General features: G+C 43.4%; 22 protein-coding genes. 16 read left to right on the plus strand and 6 right to left on the minus strand.

Annotated elements, in window-relative coordinates; genetic code table 11:
• Positions 1–123: 123 nt before the first annotated feature.
• From J3P43_RS05755 to J3P43_RS05770, 4 genes are all read right to left on the minus strand, one after another.
• Positions 124–750, minus strand: coding sequence for an alpha-ketoglutarate-dependent dioxygenase AlkB family protein (locus tag J3P43_RS05755; protein ID WP_255900206.1), 627 nt, complete (start codon positions 748–750; stop codon positions 124–126).
• A 47-nt stretch (positions 751–797) separates the two neighbouring features.
• Positions 798–1190 (minus strand): PAS domain-containing protein, encoded by a 393-nt coding sequence (locus tag J3P43_RS05760; protein ID WP_255900207.1) that lies wholly within the window; start codon positions 1188–1190, stop codon positions 798–800.
• A 75-nt stretch (positions 1191–1265) separates the two neighbouring features.
• The gene (locus J3P43_RS05765) at positions 1266–1772 is read right to left on the minus strand and encodes a TPM domain-containing protein (protein ID WP_255900208.1); all 507 of its coding nucleotides are present in this window, start codon (positions 1770–1772) and stop codon (positions 1266–1268) included.
• Between the two features lie 284 nt (positions 1773–2056).
• Positions 2057–2503: a KTSC domain-containing protein gene (locus tag J3P43_RS05770; protein WP_255900210.1), complete on the minus strand. Its 447-nt coding sequence runs from the start codon at positions 2501–2503 to the stop codon at positions 2057–2059.
• 190 nt (positions 2504–2693) lie between these two features.
• On the opposite strand from J3P43_RS05770, the gene J3P43_RS05775 reads away from it, so the two are divergent.
• From J3P43_RS05775 to J3P43_RS05800, 6 genes are all read left to right on the plus strand, one after another.
• Positions 2694–3293, plus strand: a complete 600-nt coding sequence (locus J3P43_RS05775) for a TetR/AcrR family transcriptional regulator (RefSeq protein ID WP_255900211.1) — start codon at positions 2694–2696, stop codon at positions 3291–3293.
• 184 nt (positions 3294–3477) lie between these two features.
• Positions 3478–4104, plus strand: a complete 627-nt coding sequence (locus J3P43_RS05780) for a TetR/AcrR family transcriptional regulator (protein ID WP_255900212.1) — start codon at positions 3478–3480, stop codon at positions 4102–4104.
• Positions 4085–4702 carry a TetR/AcrR family transcriptional regulator gene (locus tag J3P43_RS05785; RefSeq protein ID WP_255900214.1) on the plus strand — a complete coding sequence of 206 codons (618 nt, stop codon included), beginning with the start codon at positions 4085–4087 and terminating at the stop codon, positions 4700–4702. The genes J3P43_RS05780 and J3P43_RS05785 overlap by 20 nt, the downstream gene beginning before the upstream one ends.
• On the plus strand, positions 4689–6026 hold the full coding sequence (locus tag J3P43_RS05790; protein WP_255900216.1) for a TolC family protein: 1338 nt from the start codon (positions 4689–4691) through the stop codon (positions 6024–6026). Before J3P43_RS05785 ends, J3P43_RS05790 begins: the two co-directional genes overlap by 14 nt.
• Before the next feature lie 4 nt (positions 6027–6030).
• Positions 6031–7095, plus strand: a complete 1065-nt coding sequence (locus tag J3P43_RS05795; RefSeq protein ID WP_255900218.1) for an efflux RND transporter periplasmic adaptor subunit — start codon at positions 6031–6033, stop codon at positions 7093–7095.
• Positions 7096–7195: 100 nt separating this feature from the next.
• On the plus strand, positions 7196–10369 hold the full coding sequence (locus J3P43_RS05800) for an efflux RND transporter permease subunit (RefSeq protein WP_255900219.1): 3174 nt from the start codon (positions 7196–7198) through the stop codon (positions 10367–10369).
• Positions 10370–10440: 71 nt separating this feature from the next.
• Here the strand turns inward: J3P43_RS05800 and J3P43_RS05805 are convergent, their stop codons facing one another.
• Positions 10441–11199: a DUF4382 domain-containing protein gene (locus tag J3P43_RS05805; RefSeq protein WP_255900221.1), complete on the minus strand. Its 759-nt coding sequence runs from the start codon at positions 11197–11199 to the stop codon at positions 10441–10443.
• A gap of 174 nt (positions 11200–11373) precedes the next feature.
• Here J3P43_RS05805 and chrA point away from each other — a divergent pair, with 174 nt between their 5' ends.
• From chrA to J3P43_RS05855, 10 genes are all read left to right on the plus strand, one after another.
• On the plus strand, positions 11374–12498 hold the full coding sequence (gene chrA, locus J3P43_RS05810; protein ID WP_255900222.1) for a chromate efflux transporter: 1125 nt from the start codon (positions 11374–11376) through the stop codon (positions 12496–12498).
• A 216-nt stretch (positions 12499–12714) separates the two neighbouring features.
• Positions 12715–13164, plus strand: a complete 450-nt coding sequence (locus J3P43_RS05815; protein WP_255900224.1) for an SRPBCC domain-containing protein — start codon at positions 12715–12717, stop codon at positions 13162–13164.
• A gap of 96 nt (positions 13165–13260) precedes the next feature.
• The gene (locus J3P43_RS05820; protein WP_255900226.1) at positions 13261–13584 is read left to right on the plus strand and encodes an ArsR/SmtB family transcription factor; all 324 of its coding nucleotides are present in this window, start codon (positions 13261–13263) and stop codon (positions 13582–13584) included.
• Positions 13585–13587: 3 nt separating this feature from the next.
• Positions 13588–14052 carry an SRPBCC domain-containing protein gene (locus tag J3P43_RS05825; protein ID WP_255900228.1) on the plus strand — a complete coding sequence of 155 codons (465 nt, stop codon included), beginning with the start codon at positions 13588–13590 and terminating at the stop codon, positions 14050–14052.
• A gap of 6 nt (positions 14053–14058) precedes the next feature.
• The gene (locus J3P43_RS05830; RefSeq protein WP_255900230.1) at positions 14059–14442 is read left to right on the plus strand and encodes a DoxX family protein; all 384 of its coding nucleotides are present in this window, start codon (positions 14059–14061) and stop codon (positions 14440–14442) included.
• A gap of 10 nt (positions 14443–14452) precedes the next feature.
• Complete coding sequence (locus J3P43_RS05835; protein WP_255900232.1) at positions 14453–15019, plus strand: DUF4256 domain-containing protein; 567 nt, start codon at positions 14453–14455, stop codon at positions 15017–15019.
• Positions 15020–15452: 433 nt separating this feature from the next.
• Complete coding sequence (locus tag J3P43_RS05840) at positions 15453–16208, plus strand: ThuA domain-containing protein (protein WP_255900235.1); 756 nt, start codon at positions 15453–15455, stop codon at positions 16206–16208.
• A 16-nt stretch (positions 16209–16224) separates the two neighbouring features.
• Positions 16225–18447 (plus strand): PVC-type heme-binding CxxCH protein, encoded by a 2223-nt coding sequence (locus J3P43_RS05845; RefSeq protein WP_255900237.1) that lies wholly within the window; start codon positions 16225–16227, stop codon positions 18445–18447.
• 4 nt (positions 18448–18451) lie between these two features.
• Positions 18452–19609, plus strand: coding sequence for a Gfo/Idh/MocA family protein (locus J3P43_RS05850; RefSeq protein WP_255900240.1), 1158 nt, complete (start codon positions 18452–18454; stop codon positions 19607–19609).
• Positions 19610–19622: 13 nt separating this feature from the next.
• The gene (locus tag J3P43_RS05855; protein ID WP_255900243.1) at positions 19623–20675 is read left to right on the plus strand and encodes a sugar phosphate isomerase/epimerase family protein; all 1053 of its coding nucleotides are present in this window, start codon (positions 19623–19625) and stop codon (positions 20673–20675) included.
• 98 nt (positions 20676–20773) lie between these two features.
• Here J3P43_RS05855 and J3P43_RS05860 read toward each other — a convergent pair whose 3' ends face one another.
• A complete protein-coding gene (locus tag J3P43_RS05860; protein ID WP_255900245.1) occupies positions 20774–23131 on the minus strand; it encodes a TonB-dependent receptor in 2358 nt (785 codons plus the stop codon).
• Between the last annotated feature and the right edge of the window lie 3 nt (positions 23132–23134).

Consider the following 23134-nt stretch of genomic DNA (forward strand, 5'->3'; position numbering starts at 1 on the left):
TGAGTTCGAAGAAACTTTTATATATTCGAAGAGAACATCTGACACTTTTTAAAACCTATTAACTGTCAGATCAAGTTGTGGCTATTACATATAAACGGTTGGGATATCCTGGCATCTATTAACTTAAGCAGATGATCTGCTATTATCGACAATAGTGCGGAATGTAAGATTAACTCTTGGTTTGTTAACCATTTTGGTAGGTGGCAGCCGATGTAACCAATTGCTCTGTGTTGGGCCCTTCATCACCAACAGGCTCCCATGTTCCAAAATCAACGAAATGGTTTCTTTAGTTTGTTTATGCTTAAATGCGAACTTTCTTTCTGCACCAAAAGACAATGAGCCAATTGCCCCATTTCTCTTTAAATCTTTTTCGCCATCGCTGTGCCAGGCCATTCCTTCGTCGCCGCTATGGTATAAATTAAGAAGACAAGAGTTGAAAGTTTCACTTGTTGCCTGTTCGATTAACGTTTTGAGTTCGAGCAATTCATTTGTCCAGGCTAAAGCTCTTTTGGTGGTGTTGGAATAGGTGTATTCAAATTCAGAATCACCATACCAGGCTACTTTCCTTTTAGTAATAATCGACTTGCCGAAAATTATAGCCTCATCGTTTTTCCAATCGATAGAATGCAGTAAGGATTCGTAATACCAATTTGCATCAGAAGCTGAGACAACTTTCCCATAATAATTTACTATCCCGTCCTTCGGAAGCAAGTTTCGCAAAAAATTTGGTTCGTTATTAAAAAGATCCACTTCCGAGTGTGTTTATTTCAATGTCACGATAGCGACTGAACGTAGAATTAATAATTTGAAGTTTGGTTTTCGTCTATCTCCCGGGTCAATTTTGTAAAACCAATCACTTCTCCATTATCATCATGCAGAGCTGTAATAAGGATGCTACCCCAAAATATGGATCCTCCTTTTTTTAAGCGCCTTCCGATATGTCTTGCTCGTCCCTCCTTTTTTGCCTGTTCTATCAATTGCTCCGGAAGGCCAGCTTGCCTGTCTTGCGGCATATAAAAAAGTCTGAAGTTCTGCCCGAGTATTTCTTCCTCCTTATAACCCTTAATCATTTCAGCCCCTTTATTCCAGGTTAAAATAGTTCCATCAATGTCTAATAAAATAATTGCATAATCCTGAATCTCAGCAATCATTTGTTGATGAAGTTTTTCGAGTACTTCTCTTTTCTTCATAACCGCAAAGGTAACATTATACCAGGCGGAAAAAGCGACCAATTTATTGTAAAACAATTGATACGTTTTCCGCAGTTATTTCTGTTTTTCTAACACCCGGATTAACTCTTCAACTCCCAGTCTTGTGCCATTAAAATAACTTCCATTTCGAAACTCGGGAAACATTAAGTCGTCAAGCACTCTTTTCGTGTCCATGTCGGTTAGCGACTTTTCGACCCCCAGGCCATTGGTTATTCTTACCCGTTGCAGCGAAGGAGAGATTCCTATTAAAACCCCGTTATCCTTCCCTTCTTTCTTACCAACTTGCCAGGCTCCGGCTAATCGAAGAATATATGAATTGAAGCCCTCTAATGTCGTCATCGTGCTATCAAGGCTCAGGATTTTAATTTCCATAGATGTTCTCTTTTCAAACGTGCGGATTATGGAATCTAACACTTTCTCTTCTGCTGAGGAATAGATGTTGGAGAAATCGCTGACACTGCCGGTCGGCTTCGGAAAAACTATCGCAGCTGGCTTTTCGGACTGGCCGCATGCAGAGTTGAGGATAAGGAAAAGAAAAATTAGTTTTATCGCAAATTTCATATCAGCGAAGGTGCAAATTTTTGGTCAGAAAGAATATTTAGCCATTTAAAGATGTTTAAAATACGGCCTTATTTCTATGACACTAACATTGGCTAATTTGAATGAGTTTCGAGCGGAAAAAGCGCAGCAAAATGCCCGCAGATGGAAAGGGTTCGTAAATGATGTTTCGTATGAAATCGACTACAGCGAACCGACATCGAAGAAGTGTAGGTTAGTTGCCTTATTAAATAAGCAGAATATAGCTTTGAGCAAAGCGCTGGAGAATTTCCAGCGCTTTTTTATATTTAGGCAGCAACCAGCTTACTGGTACTCCGATAAACATATGCATTATATATATGTCTTCGGGCAAATCTTCCGGGTGAATCAGCGTTAACAAGCTTTACATACACAGCTTTTGGCACATCAAAATATTCGTACTCACTTCCATCCATAAAGCTGATCTTTAGTATCTGAGATTTATACTCAAAATCGGCTATCGCTGATGTGGTGGTGGTTAATGTATACTCGGCGAAAGTCTGACTGCGAGTTTCGGGAGCTATACTCACCAAAAAATGATACGCTTCAATAATGGCCTTACTTTTTTCTTCGGCTTCCAGTTTGCTTGCTTCACTATCCTGGAACTTGTCTGGGTGCCAGTTTTTCATCATACTGCGGTAACTGTTTTTTAGTTCCAGTAAACTTGCAGCTTCGTTTACCTCTAACAACTTCCTGAACTCAACTATTTTTTTCATCTATGTATCTTTAATTCAACGAAGCCCTGGCTTTTTTGAAAATAATTCGACAAAGGTACGGCTTTCCGGGTTATAAAAGTCCTGTTCTTCAGATTTAGGGCATTTCCTCATCTGAGTGGAAGCTTTAAAACTTCTGCACTTACTAAAATCCTTCCAGTTTTATCGTCCTATCTATTAACTTTACCTCTTTATGGAGAACCAGGATAAAAAAAGAGAGTTGATTATTGAAACAGCTGTAAAACGCTTTGCACATTTCGGATTGGCAAAAACGACGATGACCGATATAGCCTCTGATTTATCACTTTCCAAAGCCTTACTCTATTACTATTTTCCAGATAAAATAAGCTTGTATGCTGCCGTGCTCGAGAGCATCATCCGTGAAATGAGCGACAGTCTTAATAAAAGCATCGCCAAGATAAAGGAGAGTCAGAAAGCCTTATTCTTTTACCTCACTAAAAGACATGAGTACATTTTAAAGTACCATAATATCCTGGATTATATTCGCATGTCGGGTACAGAACTTCCCGTAAGTGTGCAAACCATTTTGCTACAAGCCCGTGCTGCCGAACAGAAATTACTTTCTTCCATCATCCAAATTGGAGTGGATTCGGGCGAGCTTCAGGTTGCCGAAGTAGACGAGGCTTCTGCGCTCTTGCTCGATGCACTGATGGGTATGAGAGCGGTTGCCCTACAAAACAAACAACCGTTTCAGCTTCAACGGCAGCAATTTGAAGCTCTCTTAGTCCGCCAAAAACAATTGGGTGAGATCTTTCTGAAAGGGCTTAAATAACAGGCCAGTTTCAACGACTATCGCAGCAATACCGTTCCAACAATACCACTCCTGTCAAGCTATTGTAACTAATTTGATAAAACTCAACTTTTTCATGCTCGGGCTTGCGGGTTAATTCCTCTTATTGTACTTTTGACTATTATATTAAAATAGTCAAATAGTTAAAAGGTAAGGAGATATTAATTTGATCGTTGCAGACAAGAAGCGGGAGTTGATTTTGGAGAAGGCGGTAGCACGGTTTGCTCATTTTGGAATTCATAAAACCACAATGAATGAAATTGCGGATGATCTGTCGATGTCTAAACCATCCGTTTATTATTATTTCCCGGATAAGATCAGCCTGATAGTAGCGGTAATTGAGCGAATATTCGGCGAGTATGTTGAGAAACTTGCGGTTTTACTGGATAAGGCCACTGGTGTTGAAGAAGCGATTTTTTCAATGCTAGAACTTAGAAGAGAGTTTTATCAGAAATACTTCATGCTGCACCTGGGCGACAATCCGCACGATACGCCTTTCGCCAACGCAGACATTAAGGAGTCAATAGTAAATATCAGAGCAAGCGAAGTATTGCTCTTACAACAGGTCCTGGAGCGTGCGATTAAGCAGGAGAAAATAAAATCTGCCGATGCAGCGCATACCGCAGAACTTTTCATGGATACGCTTTCAGGAATCAGCGTGTGTGTTATGGCCAAACAAGCACGTCAGCCTATGCCCGATCAAAAGGGATTTGACGAAGTGCTTTCTAAGCAGAAAGAAGTCACACACTTATTTTTAAAAGGACTAACCCGGGATGATGGAACCGCGAATTGAGGAGACCGCAGAGAAGCTATTTTTTACCTACGGATTAAAAAGCGTATCGATGGATGACATTGCCAGGGAAGCGGGTGTGTCGAAAAAAACGATCTACCTGTACTTTAGGGATAAAAACACTGTAGTACTTAGCATTATCAGCAAGCTGGTTGCACAGCAGGAAGATCTGCTTAAACAAAGTTTAAAAACATCTGAGAATGCAATCCATGAAGTAATACTTATGGCTGAAAACGTGCAGACCCTAATGGGGAAACTGCGCCCGGTGATGCTGTATGACCTGCATAAGTATTTTCCGGAGTCGTGGAAACTTATTAAACAGTTCAAAGAGAAGAGCCTTAAAAATGCCTTTATACAGAATCTTGAAAAAGGAATATCGGAGGGTCTTTTTAGAAAGGATCTTGATTTTGAAATCATCAGTCAGTTTGAGCTGATGCAATTCGACTCGTTTTTTAACTCGGATAGTTATCCGGCCGGCCAGTTTAAATCCCAAGCCGTCATCAGCCAGATCACCCGGCTTTTCCTTTACGGAGTTGGGAGTGCAGAAGGACAAGTAGTAATTAAAAAATACTTTGAGAATCAAAACAATGAATATAACTAATAGAACAATAGCAATAACACTGTCGCTTTTGCTGGTACTGAGTGGTGTCGGCTCAACAGCACAGACGGTAAATCTGACATTGAAAGAGGCGTTAAATTATGCGCTCAAAAACAATGCAAATATTAACAAGGCAAGGCTTGAGGTAATTAACGGCCAACTCGAAACGGACGAAATCCGCGCCAGAGCATTGCCGCAAGTGAATGGTTCGGCTACACTTACCGACCAGCTGATTATTCCGCAACTGGTGGTTGGCGATCAGACCTTCAAAATGGGCAGGCAGTGGAACGGAAACGCCGGAGTAAATTTCAGTCAGCAACTCTTTAATCAACAGGTTTTCACCGGATTGAAAGCGGCCAAAGCAGGCGAAACTTTCTATAATCTTAGCGCCGAACTGACTGAAGAAAATGTATTACAGCAAGCTGCCTCAGCCTATTATCAGGTACTGGTAACCCGCGAGCAGCTAAAAACCATAGACGCGAATATTACTTCCATCAGCAAGATTGAAAGGACCGTAGCCGACCAGTTTAAAAACGGCCTGGCCAAACGTATAGATCTCGACCGGGTGCGGGTTAACCTTACTAATATAAAAACCCAGCGGGAACAGATCGCAAATGCTATCATCCAGCAGGAAAACCTTTTGAAATTTTATATCGGCATGCCAGTTGAAACAGAGATAGTTATCCCGGCAACGGAATTAAATACTATTTCTGCAGATGCCCAAAAGCTCTCTGAAGATTTTAAGGTAGAAAACCTGACCCAATACGAGCTTCTGGAAAAACAAAAAGAGCTGCTGGGTTATCAAAAGAAAGCCGCACAGGCAGAGTACTACCCTTCTCTGGCGCTGACGGGTAACTATGGTTATACCAGCACCAGCGATAAGTTTGATATTTTAAAAGGCTCGGGATCTACGGCAACTAAATATGATGCCTCGGCTATTGGTTTGTCGCTCAGTATTCCAATTTTTGATGGCAACGCAAGGAAATCCAGAGTAAAACAGGCTGAGAACGAGATTCAGCAGCTAGAAGAGGACATCAAGAACACTACAAACTCGCTTACTCTGGCTCACCGCAACGCTAACCTTGCAATTCGCAACAGCATTAACACTATTAGCGCTCAACGCGAGAACGTGACGCTGGCGAAGCAGGTTTACAGCAGCACTCAGAACAATTACAATAACGGTTTGGCTACATTAACCGATTTGCTAAATGCAGAGACTTCGTTAATCGATGCGCAGAACAGCTACACCCAGGCCTTGCTAAACTATAAGCTGGCCGAAATCCAATTAATTCAATCTAACGGAAATATAAAATCGCTATTAAACTAACAAAATGAAGAAAAGAGGAATCATAACCATATTAGCAGTCGTCGCTGTCTTGTTTTCGATTGCATGGGTACTAAAAAACAATAAAAAGAAAAACGCCGAGACCACCGCTGTGGTGGCATCTGGCAACTCGGGGGCTGTGGCGGTGAATACCGAAAAGGTAACTAAATCGGAGGTTAATCTGGATTTCAGTTCGAACGGAACGTTTATTGCGAACCAGGACCTGACACTTTCGGCCGAAAACTCCGGTCGTGTGACCCGTATTTTAGTAGATGAAGGTTCACGTGTAAGTAAAGGCCAGGTGGTAGCACGTATTGACGCCGACTTGTTGAACGTTGATGTGGAGACAGCACGTGCCAATTACCAAACTGCCGTACGTGATTTGGAACGCTACGAAAGTTCATTTAAAACAGGCGGGGTAACCCAGCAGCAGTTAGACAATGCCCGCCTTAATGTACGCACGTCGAAAGCACGTCTATCGTCTGCCAGTATCAAATCTGGTGATGCCAATATTAAAGCGCCTATTTCCGGAATTGTCAATAAGCGTTTCATTGAGCAGGGTTCTTTTGTTAATCCCGGAATGCAATTGTTTGAGATAGTTGATGTTTCTAAACTAAAACTTAAGGTAACGGCGAATGAGACCCAGGTAGTCAACCTGAAAGTTGGCGACCGCGTGGCAATTAAGTCTAACGTTTTTCCTAATAGCTCATTTAGCGGAAGGGTAAGTTTTATTGCTCCGAAGGCAGATAACAGCCTTAACTTCCCGGTTGAGGTACAGGTAAGCAATAACGCTGGCAACCAGCTTAAGGCAGGAATGTACGGTACGGCAGTATTCGATTTCCCGAAACAAAATGCATCCCTTACTATTCCGAGAACCGCTTTTGTAGGCAGCGTAAACAGCAATAAAATCTACGTTCTTGAAGGAAATAAAGCAATCGAACGGCAAGTTACTGCTGGTAGAACATTTGGCTCCCGCGTAGAGATTCTGGACGGATTAAAAGAAGGTGAAACGGTAATTACCAGCGGCCAGATCAACTTAGTTGATGGTACGGAGGTGATGGCGGTAAAATAAGAGACAAGAAAAAAGAAGGCCAGAGTCAGGAGATTGGGCGCAGAAACGTAATGCGAATCGCGTCTCAAATCTCACATCTCCTATCTAAAATCTAAATAAAATGAAAATAGCTGAAATATCTATAAAACGCCCGACCATAGTGGTGGTACTTTTTACAGTACTCTCGCTGTTGGGAATCATAAGCTACCAATCGCTGAATTATGAGATGCTTCCAAAGTTCTCTCCTTCGGTGGTTTCGGTAGTAACAATCTATCCCGGTGCGTCGCCTAGTGAGGTGGAGAACACCGTGACCAAAAAAGTAGAGGATGCCGTTTCTTCGATGGAAAACATTAAGAAAATCCAGGCAACCTCTTACGAAAGTTTATCACTGGTAAGTATACAGTTAAAAACCGGAACAGATGTAAACGTATCATTAAACGATGCACAGCGAAAAGTAAACTCGATACTTTCTCAGTTACCTGAGGATGTGGAGGCCCCTTCGCTGAATAAATTCTCGTTAGACGACCTACCCATCATTACTATGTCTGCAACAGCCAACATGAACGATGCTGAGTTTTACGACATGGTGAAGAACAGAATTGTTCCTACTATCTCGCGGGCCGAAGGCGTGGCGCAGGTGAATATTATCGGAGGCCGCGAACGCGAAATCCAGGTGAATATTGATGAAAATAAGCTTGAAGCTTACGGATTACCTTTATTATCGGTTCAGCAGGTTATCTCGTCGTCAAACCTCGACTTCCCTACCGGAAGTATCCGTACAGAAGATCGTGACATTTTGGTACGTCTCTCCGGAAAATATGGAAATGTTGAAGAACTGCGAAACCTGATCGTATCAGATAAAAACGGCGTCCAAGTGCGACTAGGCGATGTAGCCGAAGTCCAGGATACTCAGAAAGATGTTGAAAAAATAGCACGGGTCGACCGCAAAGCAGCTATTGCCCTACAAATTGTGAAGCAAAGCGATGCAAATGCCGTATCTGTGAGCGAGGGCGTAAAGAAAAGCGTTGAAGCATTGCAATCAGAATATAAAAGCATTAATCTTGGGCTAACCATTGCTTCAGATAGTTCGATTTATACTCTTGAATCCGCTGATGCCGTAATCCACGATTTGTTTATCGCGGTTATCCTGGTGGCTTTTGTGATGTTGTTCTTCTTACACAGTTTGCGTAACGCAGCCATTGTAATGGTTTCTATTCCGGCATCTTTGATCGCTACGTTCATCGGTATCAATATGCTGGGCTACACGCTAAATCTGATGTCGTTATTGGGATTATCGCTCGTGGTAGGTATCCTGGTCGATGACGCGATTGTGGTATTAGAAAACATTTACCGCCACATGGAAATGGGTAAGAATCGCGTGCGGGCTGCTTACGAAGCTACCAAAGAAATCGGCTTCACGGTAACCTCTATTACGCTGGTAATTGTGGTGGTGTTCTTCCCTATAGCAATAAGCACTGGTCTTGTATCTGATATCTTGCGCCAGTTTTGTATGGTGGTAATTATCGCAACTTTATTGAGCTTGCTTACTTCTTTCACTATCGTACCCTTGCTTTCATCACGTTTCGGAAAACTGGAACATATAGAAGGCAAAAACATCTTCGGAAGAATCATCTTAAGCTTTGAAAGAGGTCTGGATAAATTCACAGCATGGATTACCAAGATCCTTCAATGGTCTTTGGGACATAAAAAGACCGTTTTGGGAGGAACAGTGGCCCTGCTTATCGCTTCATTCGCGCTGATTGGCGGCGGTTTTATCGGTACAGAGTTCTTTCCAAAAAGTGATCGCGGGCAATTCATTGTTCAGATAGAGCTTCCTAAAGATGCGTCGATAGAGCAAACCAATCTGCTTACATCCAAGGCGGAACAGATCTTAAGCACCAAACCCGAAGTTACACGATTGATCACTACTGTAGGTCAGGCGAGTGATGGCTCTGGTTCTCAGCAAGCTCCGGCGTATTCTTCCGAGATCACCGTTCAATTGGTTGACAGAAAATTGCGGCTTGATCGTGCAGATGTGTATGCCGCAAAAATCAAGAAAGAGCTTGCCCCTCAATTGGTTGGGGCGAAGGTAAAAACCACACCGGTAAGTATTCTGGGTATGGCAGAACGTTCTCCTGTGGAAGTAATTGTACGCGGAACTGAACTGGACAGCGTAATGGCTTTTGCAAATGTGGTGAAGAATAAGCTCGCAAAAATTCAGGGTACTACAGAAATTAAGCTTTCGGTAGAGGGCGGTAATCCAGAAGTTAAGGTTCAGGTAGATCGCGACCGGATGTCGGCATTGGGACTGAACCTGCAAACCGTAGGCGCAACTATGCAGACGGCCTTCAACGGCAACACCAATGGAAAATTCCGTCAGGGTGAATATGAATATGATATCAATATCCGGCTGGATAATTTTAACCGAAAAAGCATCAATGATGTACGGGACCTAACTTTTATAAATACCGCAGGTCAAAAAATTAAATTAGACCAGTTTGCAACAGTAACAGAAAGCTCCGGTCCGTCACGTTTAGAGCGCCAGGACAAAACAACTAAGGTTTCGGTACAATCACAGGTTGTTGGTCGCCCCTCGGGAACCATCTTCTCTGAATTGGAAACTCAAATTAAGGATCTACCCCGCCCTGCCGGTGTAAATTATATTTTCGGCGGCGACATGGAAAATCAGAGTGAGGGATTTGGAACCTTAGGAATTGCCTTACTGATGTCGATTGTATTGGTATACCTGATCATGGTGGCACTGTACAATAACTATGTACACCCGTTTGTGGTATTGTTCTCCATTCCACTTTCGATCATCGGTTCATTACTAGCACTTGCGTTGACAAACAATTCTTTAAATATCTTTACCATTCTGGGTTTGATTATGCTTATCGGACTGGTAGCTAAAAATGCGATCATTCTGGTCGATTTTACGAACCAGCAAATTGCTGAGGGCAAAAAAGTACGCGAGGCCTTAATTAATGCCAACCATGCTCGTTTGCGCCCCATTTTGATGACCACCATTGCGATGGTGATTGGTATGCTTCCCATCGCTTTAGCACAGGGTGCCGGTGCCGAATGGAAGAATGGCCTGGCCTGGGTAATTATCGGAGGTCTGTTAAGTTCGTTATTCTTAACGCTGATCATCGTACCAGTGGTTTATGAGGCATTTGATAAGATCATCAAGAAGTTATCGAAAAAGAGTCCTGATAATATTGAAGCCATGATGGAAGAGCCTTTTACCGACGAAATTATGGACGAGGAATATGAGGTGATGGAGTATCAGCGATAGACATCTGTAGAAAACAAAAAGGGCGCCTCCCGGCGCCCTTTTCACATCTAAATCTACCTGAAAAATCCTTCTTATTGAGTAACTGTTATTGTACCCAAATCCTTCACAGAACCCGTAACAACCTGAACATTTTCAATGGTTTTAGGCAAATATGGACTTTGAGGCGCGATATTAACTTTGTACGTTCCTGCTTTCATACCAGGCATAAAAAACTTGCCGGTACTATCTGCAACGGCACCAATCGTATCAATACCTAAAATAGCGTAAACTTTTGAATTGGAATTAGCTGGAGAGACAAGGCCCGTTAAGGCGCCAGAAACGGCACTCGGGATAGCTCTAATTACCGGCTTTAGCATATATTTTCCATTTCCGGTTTTTACTATTGACTTTGCCGCGTCGAAGTCCAACTTCAGAGTGTATTCCATGCCACTTGTGAGGTCCTCATTTACCTTTAATTTTAAACCGGACGATTGTGCGCTGGGTGTAGTTAGAGTGTGAGATACCCCATCAATGATCACTTCGTTACCGGTGTCATTTAAAACCAACCGAATCTCATTAAGCGTGCCCGAAGGGATATCCTGCGAGGCAAGCAAGGTATCTTTGCCCATTCTGAATTTTAGAATATCAAAATCAGCATCAACCGGCAGCGTTGACTCACCTTCTGACGACAGTACACGAATCTCTTTTATGCTAAGAAGAATAGCGTCGTAAGCGCCGGGAGCATCAGTCATCCTGATATTCAGTCGGGTAACAGAGCCCGCATTGTTATCTTTACAGGACGATAAAAAAATCACTGCAAGCAGCGCGGGTAGTAGAATTAATTTTTTCATAATTATGTGTGTTTCTTAAATTACTTTCGTCAAACCTAAATACTGAACATGAAGCTAAGATGAAGATTCGTAAAAAGTTTCGGGAAGGTTAAAAGGAAGCCAGAAAATGCCTGAGTTTAACCCCATTAATGTTGTTTGCTGTCAGGTCATTACCTGTAAAAAATCAAGAGTTGCATGAACGAAAAAGCAAGGCCTCGTCCTCTTATGGAAGTAGCGAAACTTTTCCTGAAACTGGGTTGCATCGGTTTTGGCGGCCCGGCCGTGCATATCGCCATGATGGAGGAGGAAGTTGTGAAAAAGAAAAAGTGGATATCGCAGCAACATTTTCTGGATCTGGTTGGAGCAACAAATCTTATTCCCGGACCTAATTCTACGGAAATGACCATGCATTGTGGCCATCAGCGTGATGGGTGGAAAGGGCTTATAGTGGCCGGAATATGTTTTATCTTACCGGCAGTTATCATTACCGGCGCAATTGCATGGGCCTATCAGCAGTACGGAAAACTACCACAGGTTGAATCTTTCATATACGGTATAAAACCAGCTGTTATTGCGGTTATTTTTTTCCTAATGCTCTCACTCGGCCGAAAGGCTTTGAAAAGTATACAACTTGGCATACTTGGCGGCCTGGCATTTGTATTGGCCCTGTATGGGATTAGTGAGATCTATATTTTATTCGGAATAGGTTTTTTGGGGATTTTACTATCGGGCGTTCGAAACAGGCAATCGCTAAGTTTTTCTCCGCTCGTTTTACTTGTAAGTGATATAGGATCGAATAACTCTAATTTAAAGCTCTTTTGGATTTTTCTAAAAGTAGGTTCGATTCTATACGGAAGCGGATACGTACTGTTCGCCTTTCTGGATGCAGAACTTGTTACCAGTGGCTTAATCAGCAAACAAGAACTCACAGATGCGATTGCCATCGGTCAGTTTACGCCCGGGCCGGTTTTTTCTGCAGCCACTTTTATTGGCTGGCAGATAGCAGGCTTCCAGGGAGCGCTTCTTGCAACCATTGGAATCTTTCTTCCTTCCTTTCTCTTTGTAGCGTTTCTTAACCCCCTTATACCAGTTCTCAGAAAATCAAAGATGATGTCTGCCTTTTTAGATTGCGTAAGCATCGCCTCTGTCGCATTAATCCTGGTCATCTGCATAGAAATGGGAACGGAAGCGATAACCGACTGGAGAACCGCCTTTATCGGCCTTTTGGGATTTGTTGCAGCATTTTCATTTAAGAAACTAAATACAGCATTCATTATTCTTGGAGGAGGATTTCTGGGATATCTGCTTACTTTTATTTAAAATCTGTTCGCCAGGATAATTTTCCGCAAATCTAGCCGTTTAAGAATTAGTGATAAGGTTTAGGTTTGCTCCAAAGTAGAGGTACTTTGGAGCTTTTTTGTTTCAATTCTTCATCTAAACTGCCTTTATCATCGTGCTTACACAAATCCGGCCCTACGGTAATTAAAATGAGTTGACCTGGTGAAGTTTACTTTATATATTCGTAGCCAACCGGCCATGAAAAAAGAAGAGAGCAGAGAACTTCGCACCGAAAAATCATTCAAAGTACCTATTGACTTGATGTGGGATGCATGGACAAATCCCAAACACCTCGCAAACTGGTGGGGGCCCCTGGGATTTACGATCACTATTCATGAAATGGATCTAAGCGAGGGAGGAGAATGGCGCCTAACACTACACGGGCCAGACGGGACTAACTTTCCAAACAGAAGTGTTTTCAAGCAAATCATTCCTAATCAAAAAATTGTATTTGAGCATTTCAACCCACATTTCCTTGCCACAATTATTTTTGATTCTAACACTGAAACTACTAAAGTAGAATGGACGCTGGAATTTGACACGGTCGAGATGCGTGAAATTATCGTAAGCGCCCACAAGGCAGACGACGGCCAGAGACAGAATCTGGAAAAATTGGAAAAGTATCTTTCTACTATCCTCATGCCATAGCAGGACGATGCACTGCTAACCTATCCCATAAAAAATCAAAATATATTTGCGCAGTTATATGACTGCGCATATATTTGCAGTCAAATGGCTGCATAGATGGAACTACGAAGAGATGTTTTTCAAGCGATAGCGGATCCCACCAGACGGGCGATTATTACTCTGTTGGCTTTGCAGGCAATGACTCCGACTGCGATTGCCGAGAATTTTAACTCATCCAGACAAACTATTTCGAAGCATATACAAATCCTGACTGAGTGCGAACTACTTAAACAGGAACAAAACGGACGGGAGATTCTTTACCACATCAATGCAAAAAAAATGAAAGAAGTAGCGGATTTCATTGAACCTTTCCGGAAAATGTGGGATGATCGTTTTAATAAACTTGAAACCATAATGAAAAACTATAAACCGAAAAATTAAACTATGGAGCAAAAAACCCACGTCCATGCCGAAGAAGGTAAACAGGATATAATGATTACAAGGGAATTTGACCTCCCCCTGGAATTACTTTTTAAAGCATATGCAGATCCAGAAATTGTTGAGCAATGGATGGGAACTAAAGTATTAAAGCTTGAAAACAAGAACCACGGCAGTTACCAGTTCGAAACCACCGATCCAAAGGGGAATAAACACGGGTTCCATGGGACAATCCACGAGTTCTGCCTTAACCGGAAAATTACCCGGACATTTGAAATGGAGAATACCCCGTTTGCTGTCCAACTCGAGTTCCTGGAATTTGAAGAACTTACGCAGGAAACAAGCAGACTCAAGATGCATATTGTATTCAAATCAGTTGCTCATAGAGACCAAATGCTGCAGCTTCCTTTTATTCAAGGTATAAATATGGCACATAATCGACTGCAAGACATCCTAAATAAATTAAAATAAACCATTATGACTAGACGAAATAAAATCATCTATTGGATTGCAACCATTTGGCTGGCATTAGGAATGCTGTCGACCGGAATTGTACAAGTATTGAAAATGAAAGAGGAAGTTGCCATGATGACACACTTAGGCTATCCAAGCTATTTTTTAACCATCCTGGGTGTTTGGAAAATATTGGGAGTTATAGTGCTGCTTATTCCTAAATTCCCCATATTAAAAGAATGGGTGTACGCAGGGTTCTTTTTCGTCATGTCGGGTGCTGTATTTTCTCATTCGTTTAGGGGAGACGAGGCAAAAGATTATTTTGGGCCGGTTTTATTACTTGTCCTTACTGTGATATCCTGGTATTTCAGGCCTGCCGGTAGAACATTGAGATCCTTAACAAATTAATATTTATAATATGAACACCATTAAAAAGAAATTGCTACCAGAACAAAGCGAAGAACTGCTAGAGACCTTAAAAGCCCGTTTTGAGAAAAATATGAACCGCCATGCCGGTCTGGAATGGGCAAAAATACAAGCAAAACTGGAAGCCGATCCTGCAAAACTTTGGTCGCTTGACGAAATGGAAATAAGCGGCGGCGAACCGGATGTGGTCGGTTATGATCGGGAAACTAACGAATATATTTTCTACGATTGTTCGGCGGAAAGCCCTAAAGGCCGCAGAAGTATTTGCTACGATCACCAGGCTCTGGAGGCGCGGAAGGAACATAAGCCAGAAAATAGTGCTCTTAATATGGCTACTGATATGGGTATTGAGATTTTAAACGAAGAACAATACCGAGGCTTGCAGAAACTTGGGAAATTCGACACGAAGACATCGAGCTGGGTGAAAACACCTTCGGATATCAGAAAACTAGGTGGAGCTATTTTCTGCGACCGCAGATACGATACAGTCTTCGTATATCACAACGGTGCAGAATCTTATTACGCAGCCAGAGGTTTCCGTGGATCGCTAAGAGTCTGAAAACGAACACTAATCGACACTCCTCGCTTGACCCGAGTACGATTAACTTTCCCTTTTTGAAACGCAACATTTCAACATGAAATTTTATGGATGCGCGACGTATCGGCTAGAGCAGACATCTATATCTAAAAATTATACAAATATGCCCTACTCAACAACTTTTTCCCATTAAATTAGCATGGTCTATGTAAACACAATTGCTTGTAATGATAGTTCAGTCAATGAAACAACCTTATAAACCGCTGCTCCCTTGCATATTGAGCACTTTTGCTCTCCTCTTTTGGGCTATTGCCGAAAAAAACACAACCCAAAGCGTAATAGTATACCTGAAGGTTTATAAACTACTTTCACATTAGGAATTCGTAATCACAATTTTTATTTTGCATTATTACAGTCAGGAGTAATCTCCAGCTGCCGAACTTCAAAACCAAATATGACCATAACCTTAATAGCAACGAAATGCCGCGACTGGCAGCTAAGCCTGATTTTCATATGCTTCTTTATTTTGCCGGCCAGTGCCAAGGAAAGTCCACGAATCCTGATTTTCAGCAAAACCGCCGGATTTCATCATCAGTCTATCCCCAAAGGGATAAAAGCGATTCAGAAACTCGGAATTGATGCCAAGTTCGATACCGACACTACTACTGATGCTAGGCAGATCAATACCGAAAACCTGAAGAAGTATAAAGCTGTAGTTTTCCTCAACACGACGGGCGACATTTTAAACAATGAGCAACAGAGTGCATTCGAAAATTACATCCGTTCAGGTGCTGGCTTCGTCGGGGTGCACTCTGCAACAGATTGCGAGTACGACTGGCCATGGTACGGAAATCTGGTAGGCGCCTATTTTGTGAGCCACCCGCAGCAACAAGAGGCAGTACTGAAAGTACATAACCAAAAGCACCCGGCTACCAAGCATCTGCCCCGTGAGTGGAAGCGGAAGGACGAATGGTACAATTTCAAATGGGTAGCCCCTAATCTAAATGTACTTATTTCACTGGATGAGACGAGTTATCAGCCCGGAAGAAACAAGATGGGAGAAAATCATCCGATGTCCTGGTATCACGAATACGATGGGGGAAGGTCATTTTACACGGCTCTGGGCCACACTGACGAATCTTACATCGACCCCATGTTCTTGCAGCATCTCTTAGGGGGCATCAAATACGCAATAGGTTATAAAAAATAGCAACAGTAAATCAAAAATGAGGCAAAAGAACCAATGGCTTATAGGCATAGTTGCAATAGCTATGCTCGTTTATACGTGCAAGGTAACCCAAAGTGTGGTACAGAGAGATGAGAACGGAAATATTATAGCCGACAAAAATCCCAATACCGAGCCGCTCTCCCCACGGAAAAGTCTTAAAAAAATGTATTTGCAAAAAGGGTATCGCCTGGAACTGGTAGCCAGCGAACCCATGATTCACGAACCGGTCGCAATAGCCTGGGATGGGAACGGCCGCCTGTTTGTTGCAGAAATGAATACCTATATGCAGGACATAGATGGAAAAAACCAAATGAGTCCCATATGTTCCGTTAAAAGGCTTGAGGACACCAACGGAGACGGCGTGATGGATAAGTCTGTTATTTTTATAGATAGCCTGGTCCTTCCGCGCATGCTGCTCACACTCGACGATCGTCTGATTGTCAGCGAAACAAATGTGAAGCATTTATATAGTTACAGGGATACCAATGGAGATGGCGTTGCAGATGAAAAGAAGTTAATCTTCCGCAACGACGAAGTCTCGAGAAACAATCTGGAACACCAGCGAAGCGGGCTGATCTGGAACCTGGACAACAAAATTTATGTTACCTACGAAAATGTCAGGTATGTATACGACCGGGTAAACGACGTATTTAAAACCGAATCTCTTATTGAAGGTTCACGCGGACAATGGGGCCTGACCAACGACGACTATGGCCGCCTGTTTTATTCCCAGGCAGGCTCAGAGGTACCCGCTTTGGATTTCCAACAAAACCCTTTCTACGGACGCCTGGACCTGAAGAACCAATACAGCCGGGACTTTCTTGAAGTTTGGCCAATCATCGCCACCCCCGACGTTCAGGGAGGTGTGGGTCGTCTACGCCCCGCAGACAGCACACTGAATCATTTCACAGCCGTGGCCGGACAATCCATTTATCGGGGAAATTCGCTGCCTGCTGTTTTAAAAGGCGACCTGCTTATTCCCGAACCTGTGGGCCGCCTGATAAGAAGGGCAAAGGTGATCAATACCGATGGTAAGATCACGCTGGAAAACGCCTACCAGAAAGAGGAATTCATTGCCTCTGCCGACATGAATTTCAGGCCTGTAAATACCGCAACCGGTCCTGACGGTTGTTTATATATTGTGGACATGTACCGCGGCATCATACAGGAAGGTAACTGGACCCGCCCAGGCTCGTTCCTCAGGCGCCAGATTCTAGGCAGGCAGCTTGACAAGAATATCGGACGCGGGCGAATTTACCGGCTCGTGCATGATGATATCAAACCGGATAGAACCCTTCCGCGGATGCTGAGTCTTCCTTCTTCTCAACTGATAAAATACCTGTCACATCCTAACGGGTGGTGGCGGGATAATGCCCAAAAGCTGATGGTTGTGCGCGGCGATAAGTCAATTGCGCCACAACTGGCCGCTGTGGCAACTACTTCGGAATCTGAGCTTGCACGCATCCATGCGCTTTGGACATTAAAGGGCTTAGGTGCCCTCAATAATGAAACCTTGATGCAGGCCCTAAAAGATAATGCCCCACAGGTAAGAAGAACCGCAGTTTGGATAAGCGAGGAGGAAGCTATCAAAGGAAACGAGCAAGTGATAAAGGCGCTCGACGCTTTAAAACGCGACCCGAGTGCAGATGTCCGTTTTCAGCTTGCCCTGTCGCTCCGCTTTAGTAAATCTGAAACCGCACAAAATATAGTAAAAGAACTGCTGGCACTTAACGCAGGCAACGAACTGATGACAGAGTCGCAAAAGAAGTATGAAGAAGGCATAAGAACCCGGGCACTGGCAGACGAAAATTCCAAAACGATGACTGCCGAAGAACAGAGGCTGGTGCAAAGGGGGGCAGTTTTCTTCAATCAGCTTTGTGTTACCTGCCACGGAGCCGACGGGAAAGGAGTGCTTAATCAAAATAAAGAAATGCCGGCCCCTCCCCTCGCCGGTTCAAAAAATGTTAACGGCGACCCGGAAAAGCTCGTTAAAGTACTTTTACATGGATTAACCGGACCGGTGGAAGGTAAGGTCTACTCGGATATTATGCCTCCCCTGGGCGGCAACGACGACCAGTATATTGCTTCTGTGCTGAGTTATATTCGAAAGAACCTTGCGGGAAACAATGCACCCATAGTGAAACCATCTGATGTAAAAAAAGTAAGAGACGCAACTGCCGGCAGGAGCAAATTCTGGACCTGGGCAGAACTAAACCAATAGTTAAATGAACCGAAAATTAAGATTAGGAATGATTGGTGGAGGCCAGGGTGCCTTCATAGGTGCTGTGCATCGTATAGCAGCGCAAATAGACGGGCATTACGAGCTTGTATGCGGAGCATTCAGCAGCGATGCTGAGCGCTCCAGGCTCAGCGGCATGGAGCTGGGACTTGCTGAAAACCGCGTATACCGTTCTTACCAGGAATTATTCGAAAAAGAGCAACAGTTGCCCGAAAACCAACGGGTGGAAGTAATCAGCATTGTAACGCCAAACCACCTGCACTTTGAACCGGCAAAACTTGCTTTGCGTGGAGGCTTCCACGTTATCCTGGATAAGCCGATGACTTTTAGTCTGGATGAAGCCAGGCAACTTAAAGAAATTGAAGAGCAATCGGGGAAGAAGTTGTGCCTCACCCATACCTACACCGGCTATCCAATGGTTAAGGAAGCGAAGCAGCTGATTGCGGAAGGAAAGCTAGGCAATATCCGGAAAGTATATGTTGAATATCCGCAAGGCTGGCTAAACAAGCTGGAAGAGGCAAGTGGAAACAAACAAGCAAGCTGGCGCACTAATCCGGCGGAAAGCGGTATTGCTGGCGCAATGGGCGATATTGGTACCCATGCCTTTAATCTGGCAGAATATATAACGGGCTTGCAGGTAACGAAGCTAAATGCAGACATCAATACTGTAGTTGAGGGCCGCCTTCTGGACGATGACGGCTCTGTGCTTCTTAAATTTGATAATGGCGCAAGCGGTGTGCTGTTTGCCACGCAAATTGCTGCCGGAGAAGAAAACAATGTACGAATAAGAATATATGGTGAAAAAGGCGGACTGGAATGGCAGCAAAATGACGCCAATACATTAACAGTTAAATGGCCGGACCGGCCTTCTGAAATCTTAAGAACAGGTTCCGGCTATCTCAGTTCGTTCGCAAAGCATAACACACGTACTCCTGCGGGTCACCCGGAGGGTTATCTGGAAGCATTCGCAAACCTCTACAGGAATTTTGCGCTTACCATAAAGGCGCTTCTCAATAATGAAAAACCCACAGATGAGTCGCTTGATTTTCCGGGTATCACCGAAGGAGTGCGAGGCATGGCATTTATTGAAAACGTGATCGCCTCCGGACAGTCGGATAAAAAATGGATAGATTTTACAGTTTAATTTGAGAAATAGTATGAAAACGATAAAAGGTCCGGGAATTTTTCTTGCGCAATTTTTAGGCGATACTCATCCCTTCAATGGCTTGGAGTCCATTTGCCGATGGGCAGCAGATTTAGGCTATGCCGGAGTTCAGCTCCCGAGTTGGGACAAGCGAATTATTGATCTTCAGAAAGCAGCGGAAAGCAAAACTTACGCCGATGAGATAAAAGGGATTGTAAATGAAAATGGTTTAGAGATCACTGAATTATCGACACATTTACAGGGACAATTAGTGGCTGTAAACCCCGCCTATGATAAATTATTCGACGGCTTTGCACCCGAAGCTTATCATAACTCGCCAAAGGCCCGGACCGAATGGGCCGTTCAGCAACTCAAGTTTGCCGCAAAAGCATCACAGAACCTTGGCTTAAATGCACATGCAACCTTTAGCGGATCTTTGTTGTGGCATACCGTGTACCCATGGCCTCAGCGCCCGGCCGGATTAGTTGATACGGGCTTTACTGAGCTCGCAAACCGTTGGTTGCCCATATTAAACGCGTTTGATGAAGCCGGTGTAGATGTATGTTATGAAATCCACCCCGGAGAAGATTTGCATGATGGTATCAGCTATGAAATGTTCCTCGAAAAAGTAAATAACCATCCCCGGGCATGCCTGCTCTATGATCCATCGCATTTTGTACTACAGTGCCTTGATTACCTTGCCTACATCGACCATTATCATGAGCGGATTAAAATGTTCCATGTGAAAGACGCGGAATTTAACCCTTCAGGAAAACAGGGAGTTTACGGTGGATACCAAAGCTGGGTAAACCGGGCAGGACGCTTCCGCTCGCTCGGCGACGGACAGGTAGACTTTAAATCGATCTTCAGTAAACTGAGCGCCTACGATTTTGATGGCTGGGCAGTGATGGAATGGGAATGCGCAATAAAGCATCCGGAAGATGGAGCAAAAGAAGGTTCAGTGTTTATAAAAGATCATATTATCCGGGTTACCGAAAAAGCATTCGATGATTTTGCAGGTTCTGGAACCAACGACGAACTTAACCGGAATTTGCTGGGTATTTGAGAAGATTGTTATTTCGGATCAACGCAATTTCTTAGAACAGCGAACATCAAAAACAAGATGCCTTCTGATAAACCAGAAGGCATCTTAGTTTAAATGAGTTAGTATCTCACCCTGAAAGACATCCCGTAGGTACGGGGATTCCCAAGGTGAGCAGCTCCAATACCGCTGTAGGCGTAATCTACATATTTCTCATTATCTAGATTACTTCCCCAAACAAAGATATCGAAGCGCTGGGTCGAAACACCAGCTCTGCCGTTTAACAGACTGTAAGCGCTTTGTTGAAGTTGATTTTCGAGATCGAAGTATTGCTTCCCGGTATACCGCCACTCTCCACGCACAACAAGCTTCAGATTCTGACTTTCACTTAACTGGTGCCCATACTGTACTGCCAGCATGGAGGTAATATCCGGGGTGAACATTTGTTTGTTATTAGCAAAGTTAACAGATGTGCCATTTGACGGAAGGTTTAGCCGCTTATACTTCGCATCGGTATAGCCGAAATTGTAATCAAGCTCTAATCCTTGCAAAGGATTTAATCCCAATTCTAATTCTGCACCTTTACTGATTAGTTTGCCGGCGTTCTGAGTTAACGTTATGGCATCCGGAAGTAGCAGGGTCGGAACCTGGGCATTGTTCACTGTAGTGTAAAACAAAGCAAGATTAACACGCGCCTTATTTCCGAAAAACATATTTTTTGAACCGATTTCAAAGCTGTTACTAAATTCCGGCTCGTAAGATCTCAAGGCTTCATCCGGATTGGATGATAACTGACTGATTCCTCCCGCCCGGAAACCTCTGCTATAGGTTCCGTACAGGTTGCTTTGGGCTGTAAGATGATACTGTATCCCTGCTTTTGGACTAAACGTATTAAATCGGGCAGTTGCCGCAGTATCCGAACGGGTCTCCATCAATTCTGCTCCGTCTGGTTGAAATTCCCCTTTAATGCTCTGTTTCTTGTGCTCAAAATCATACCGTAAGCCTGCAATAAGATCAAGTTTAGCCGTTAGCGAATAGGTTCCCTGGCCGAAAAATGCTACTCCAAAATTGTCAGATTTGTTGGTAGCTATACTCGTGAAAGTAGGGTCGGGTCCCATAACGTCTTTGCCCAAATAGGTCCCTTGTCTATTAGGACTGTGCTGATAAAACAGGTAAGTTCCCCCCACCCATTTAAAAGCAGATGCCGAGGATGCTGCAGAACTGAATCTGAACTCCTGTGTCAGGGCCTTTACGTTATTCCACTCGCTTCCATAGTTGTTCACGATAGAATAACCGTCAATGGGTGAAAAATCTGCATCGACTGGTTGCTTATAATACCGGTAATTGGTCTGGTAAGCGCTTTGAGACGTGAAATTAAACCCTGAGCCTGTATAATTCAGAGATAAAGAGGTGTTAAAAATATTATCAACCAACGGCCCTACGCTGTTTTGGTTCAATACAAATGGATTGCTCAAGGCGTCCCCAAGTCCCATAACCAAAGGGAAAGCCCCGTCATTTCGATTTTCATTATGTTTTACGTTGAGGCTAAGAGACAGCTTCGGACTGGCCAGAAACTTCAGGTAATAATTACCCATTGTACTATGCTGGTTGTCGAAAGATGACTGAGTAAACTCGTTTGTATAAAATCCTTCCTGCTTCGTATATAAACCAGATGCTCCAAAGAACAACCGGTCTTTTATTAAAGGTGTTCGGAAGCCGAGGTTGTACCTTTGCTGGTTAAAATTCCCAAAATTAACTTCTGCAAATCCACTCGTATTATTACCTGGCTGTTTAGTGATGATATTGATCACTCCGCCCATCGCATTTCGACCATAAAGTGTACCACTGGGGCCACGCAATACTTCAATTCGCTCTACATCCTGCAGCTGGGCTATATAAGTATCAAGATTGAACTGATTCACTCCGTCTACGTAAGTTGCTACAGCTGGATCGTAGGACGAACTTACTATGCCACGTATGGAAGTAACGTTCCTGTTGTCTCCAGGATTGGCTGAGTAAAGATTAGGAACAATACCACTGATCTGTTTAATATTCCACAATCTGTACTCTTCAGCCTGCCGGGCAGAGATTGCGGATACGCTTAATGGCAGGTTCTGCAAGCTTTCCTCACGCTTTTCGGCGGTAACTATCACTTCTTCCAAAGCATGTCCCTGCTGTTTAAGCTCAAAATTGAGCTCCATTTGCTGATTGCTCAGATTTATTTCGCGTGTAAGCGTTGAATAGTTTAAAGCCCTGACTCCAATGGTATACTTGCCTGTGGGAACATTTCGCAAAACATATTTCCCATCGTTATCTGCTACTCCGATGAAATTACTGTTAAGCAGATGTATCGTAGCTCCAGGAATAGCAACTCCATTTTTTGTACTAACCCGCCCGCTTATCTGCGCGGTATTTTGTGCATATAGTTGTGAGCCCAGCAAAAAAGAACATAGAACTATCAACAACGTTATTTTCTTCATTTT

Origin of the sequence: Paradesertivirga mongoliensis (genome assembly GCF_024436395.1) — a bacterium.
In the GTDB taxonomy this organism is placed as follows: domain Bacteria; phylum Bacteroidota; class Bacteroidia; order Sphingobacteriales; family Sphingobacteriaceae; genus Paradesertivirga; species Paradesertivirga mongoliensis.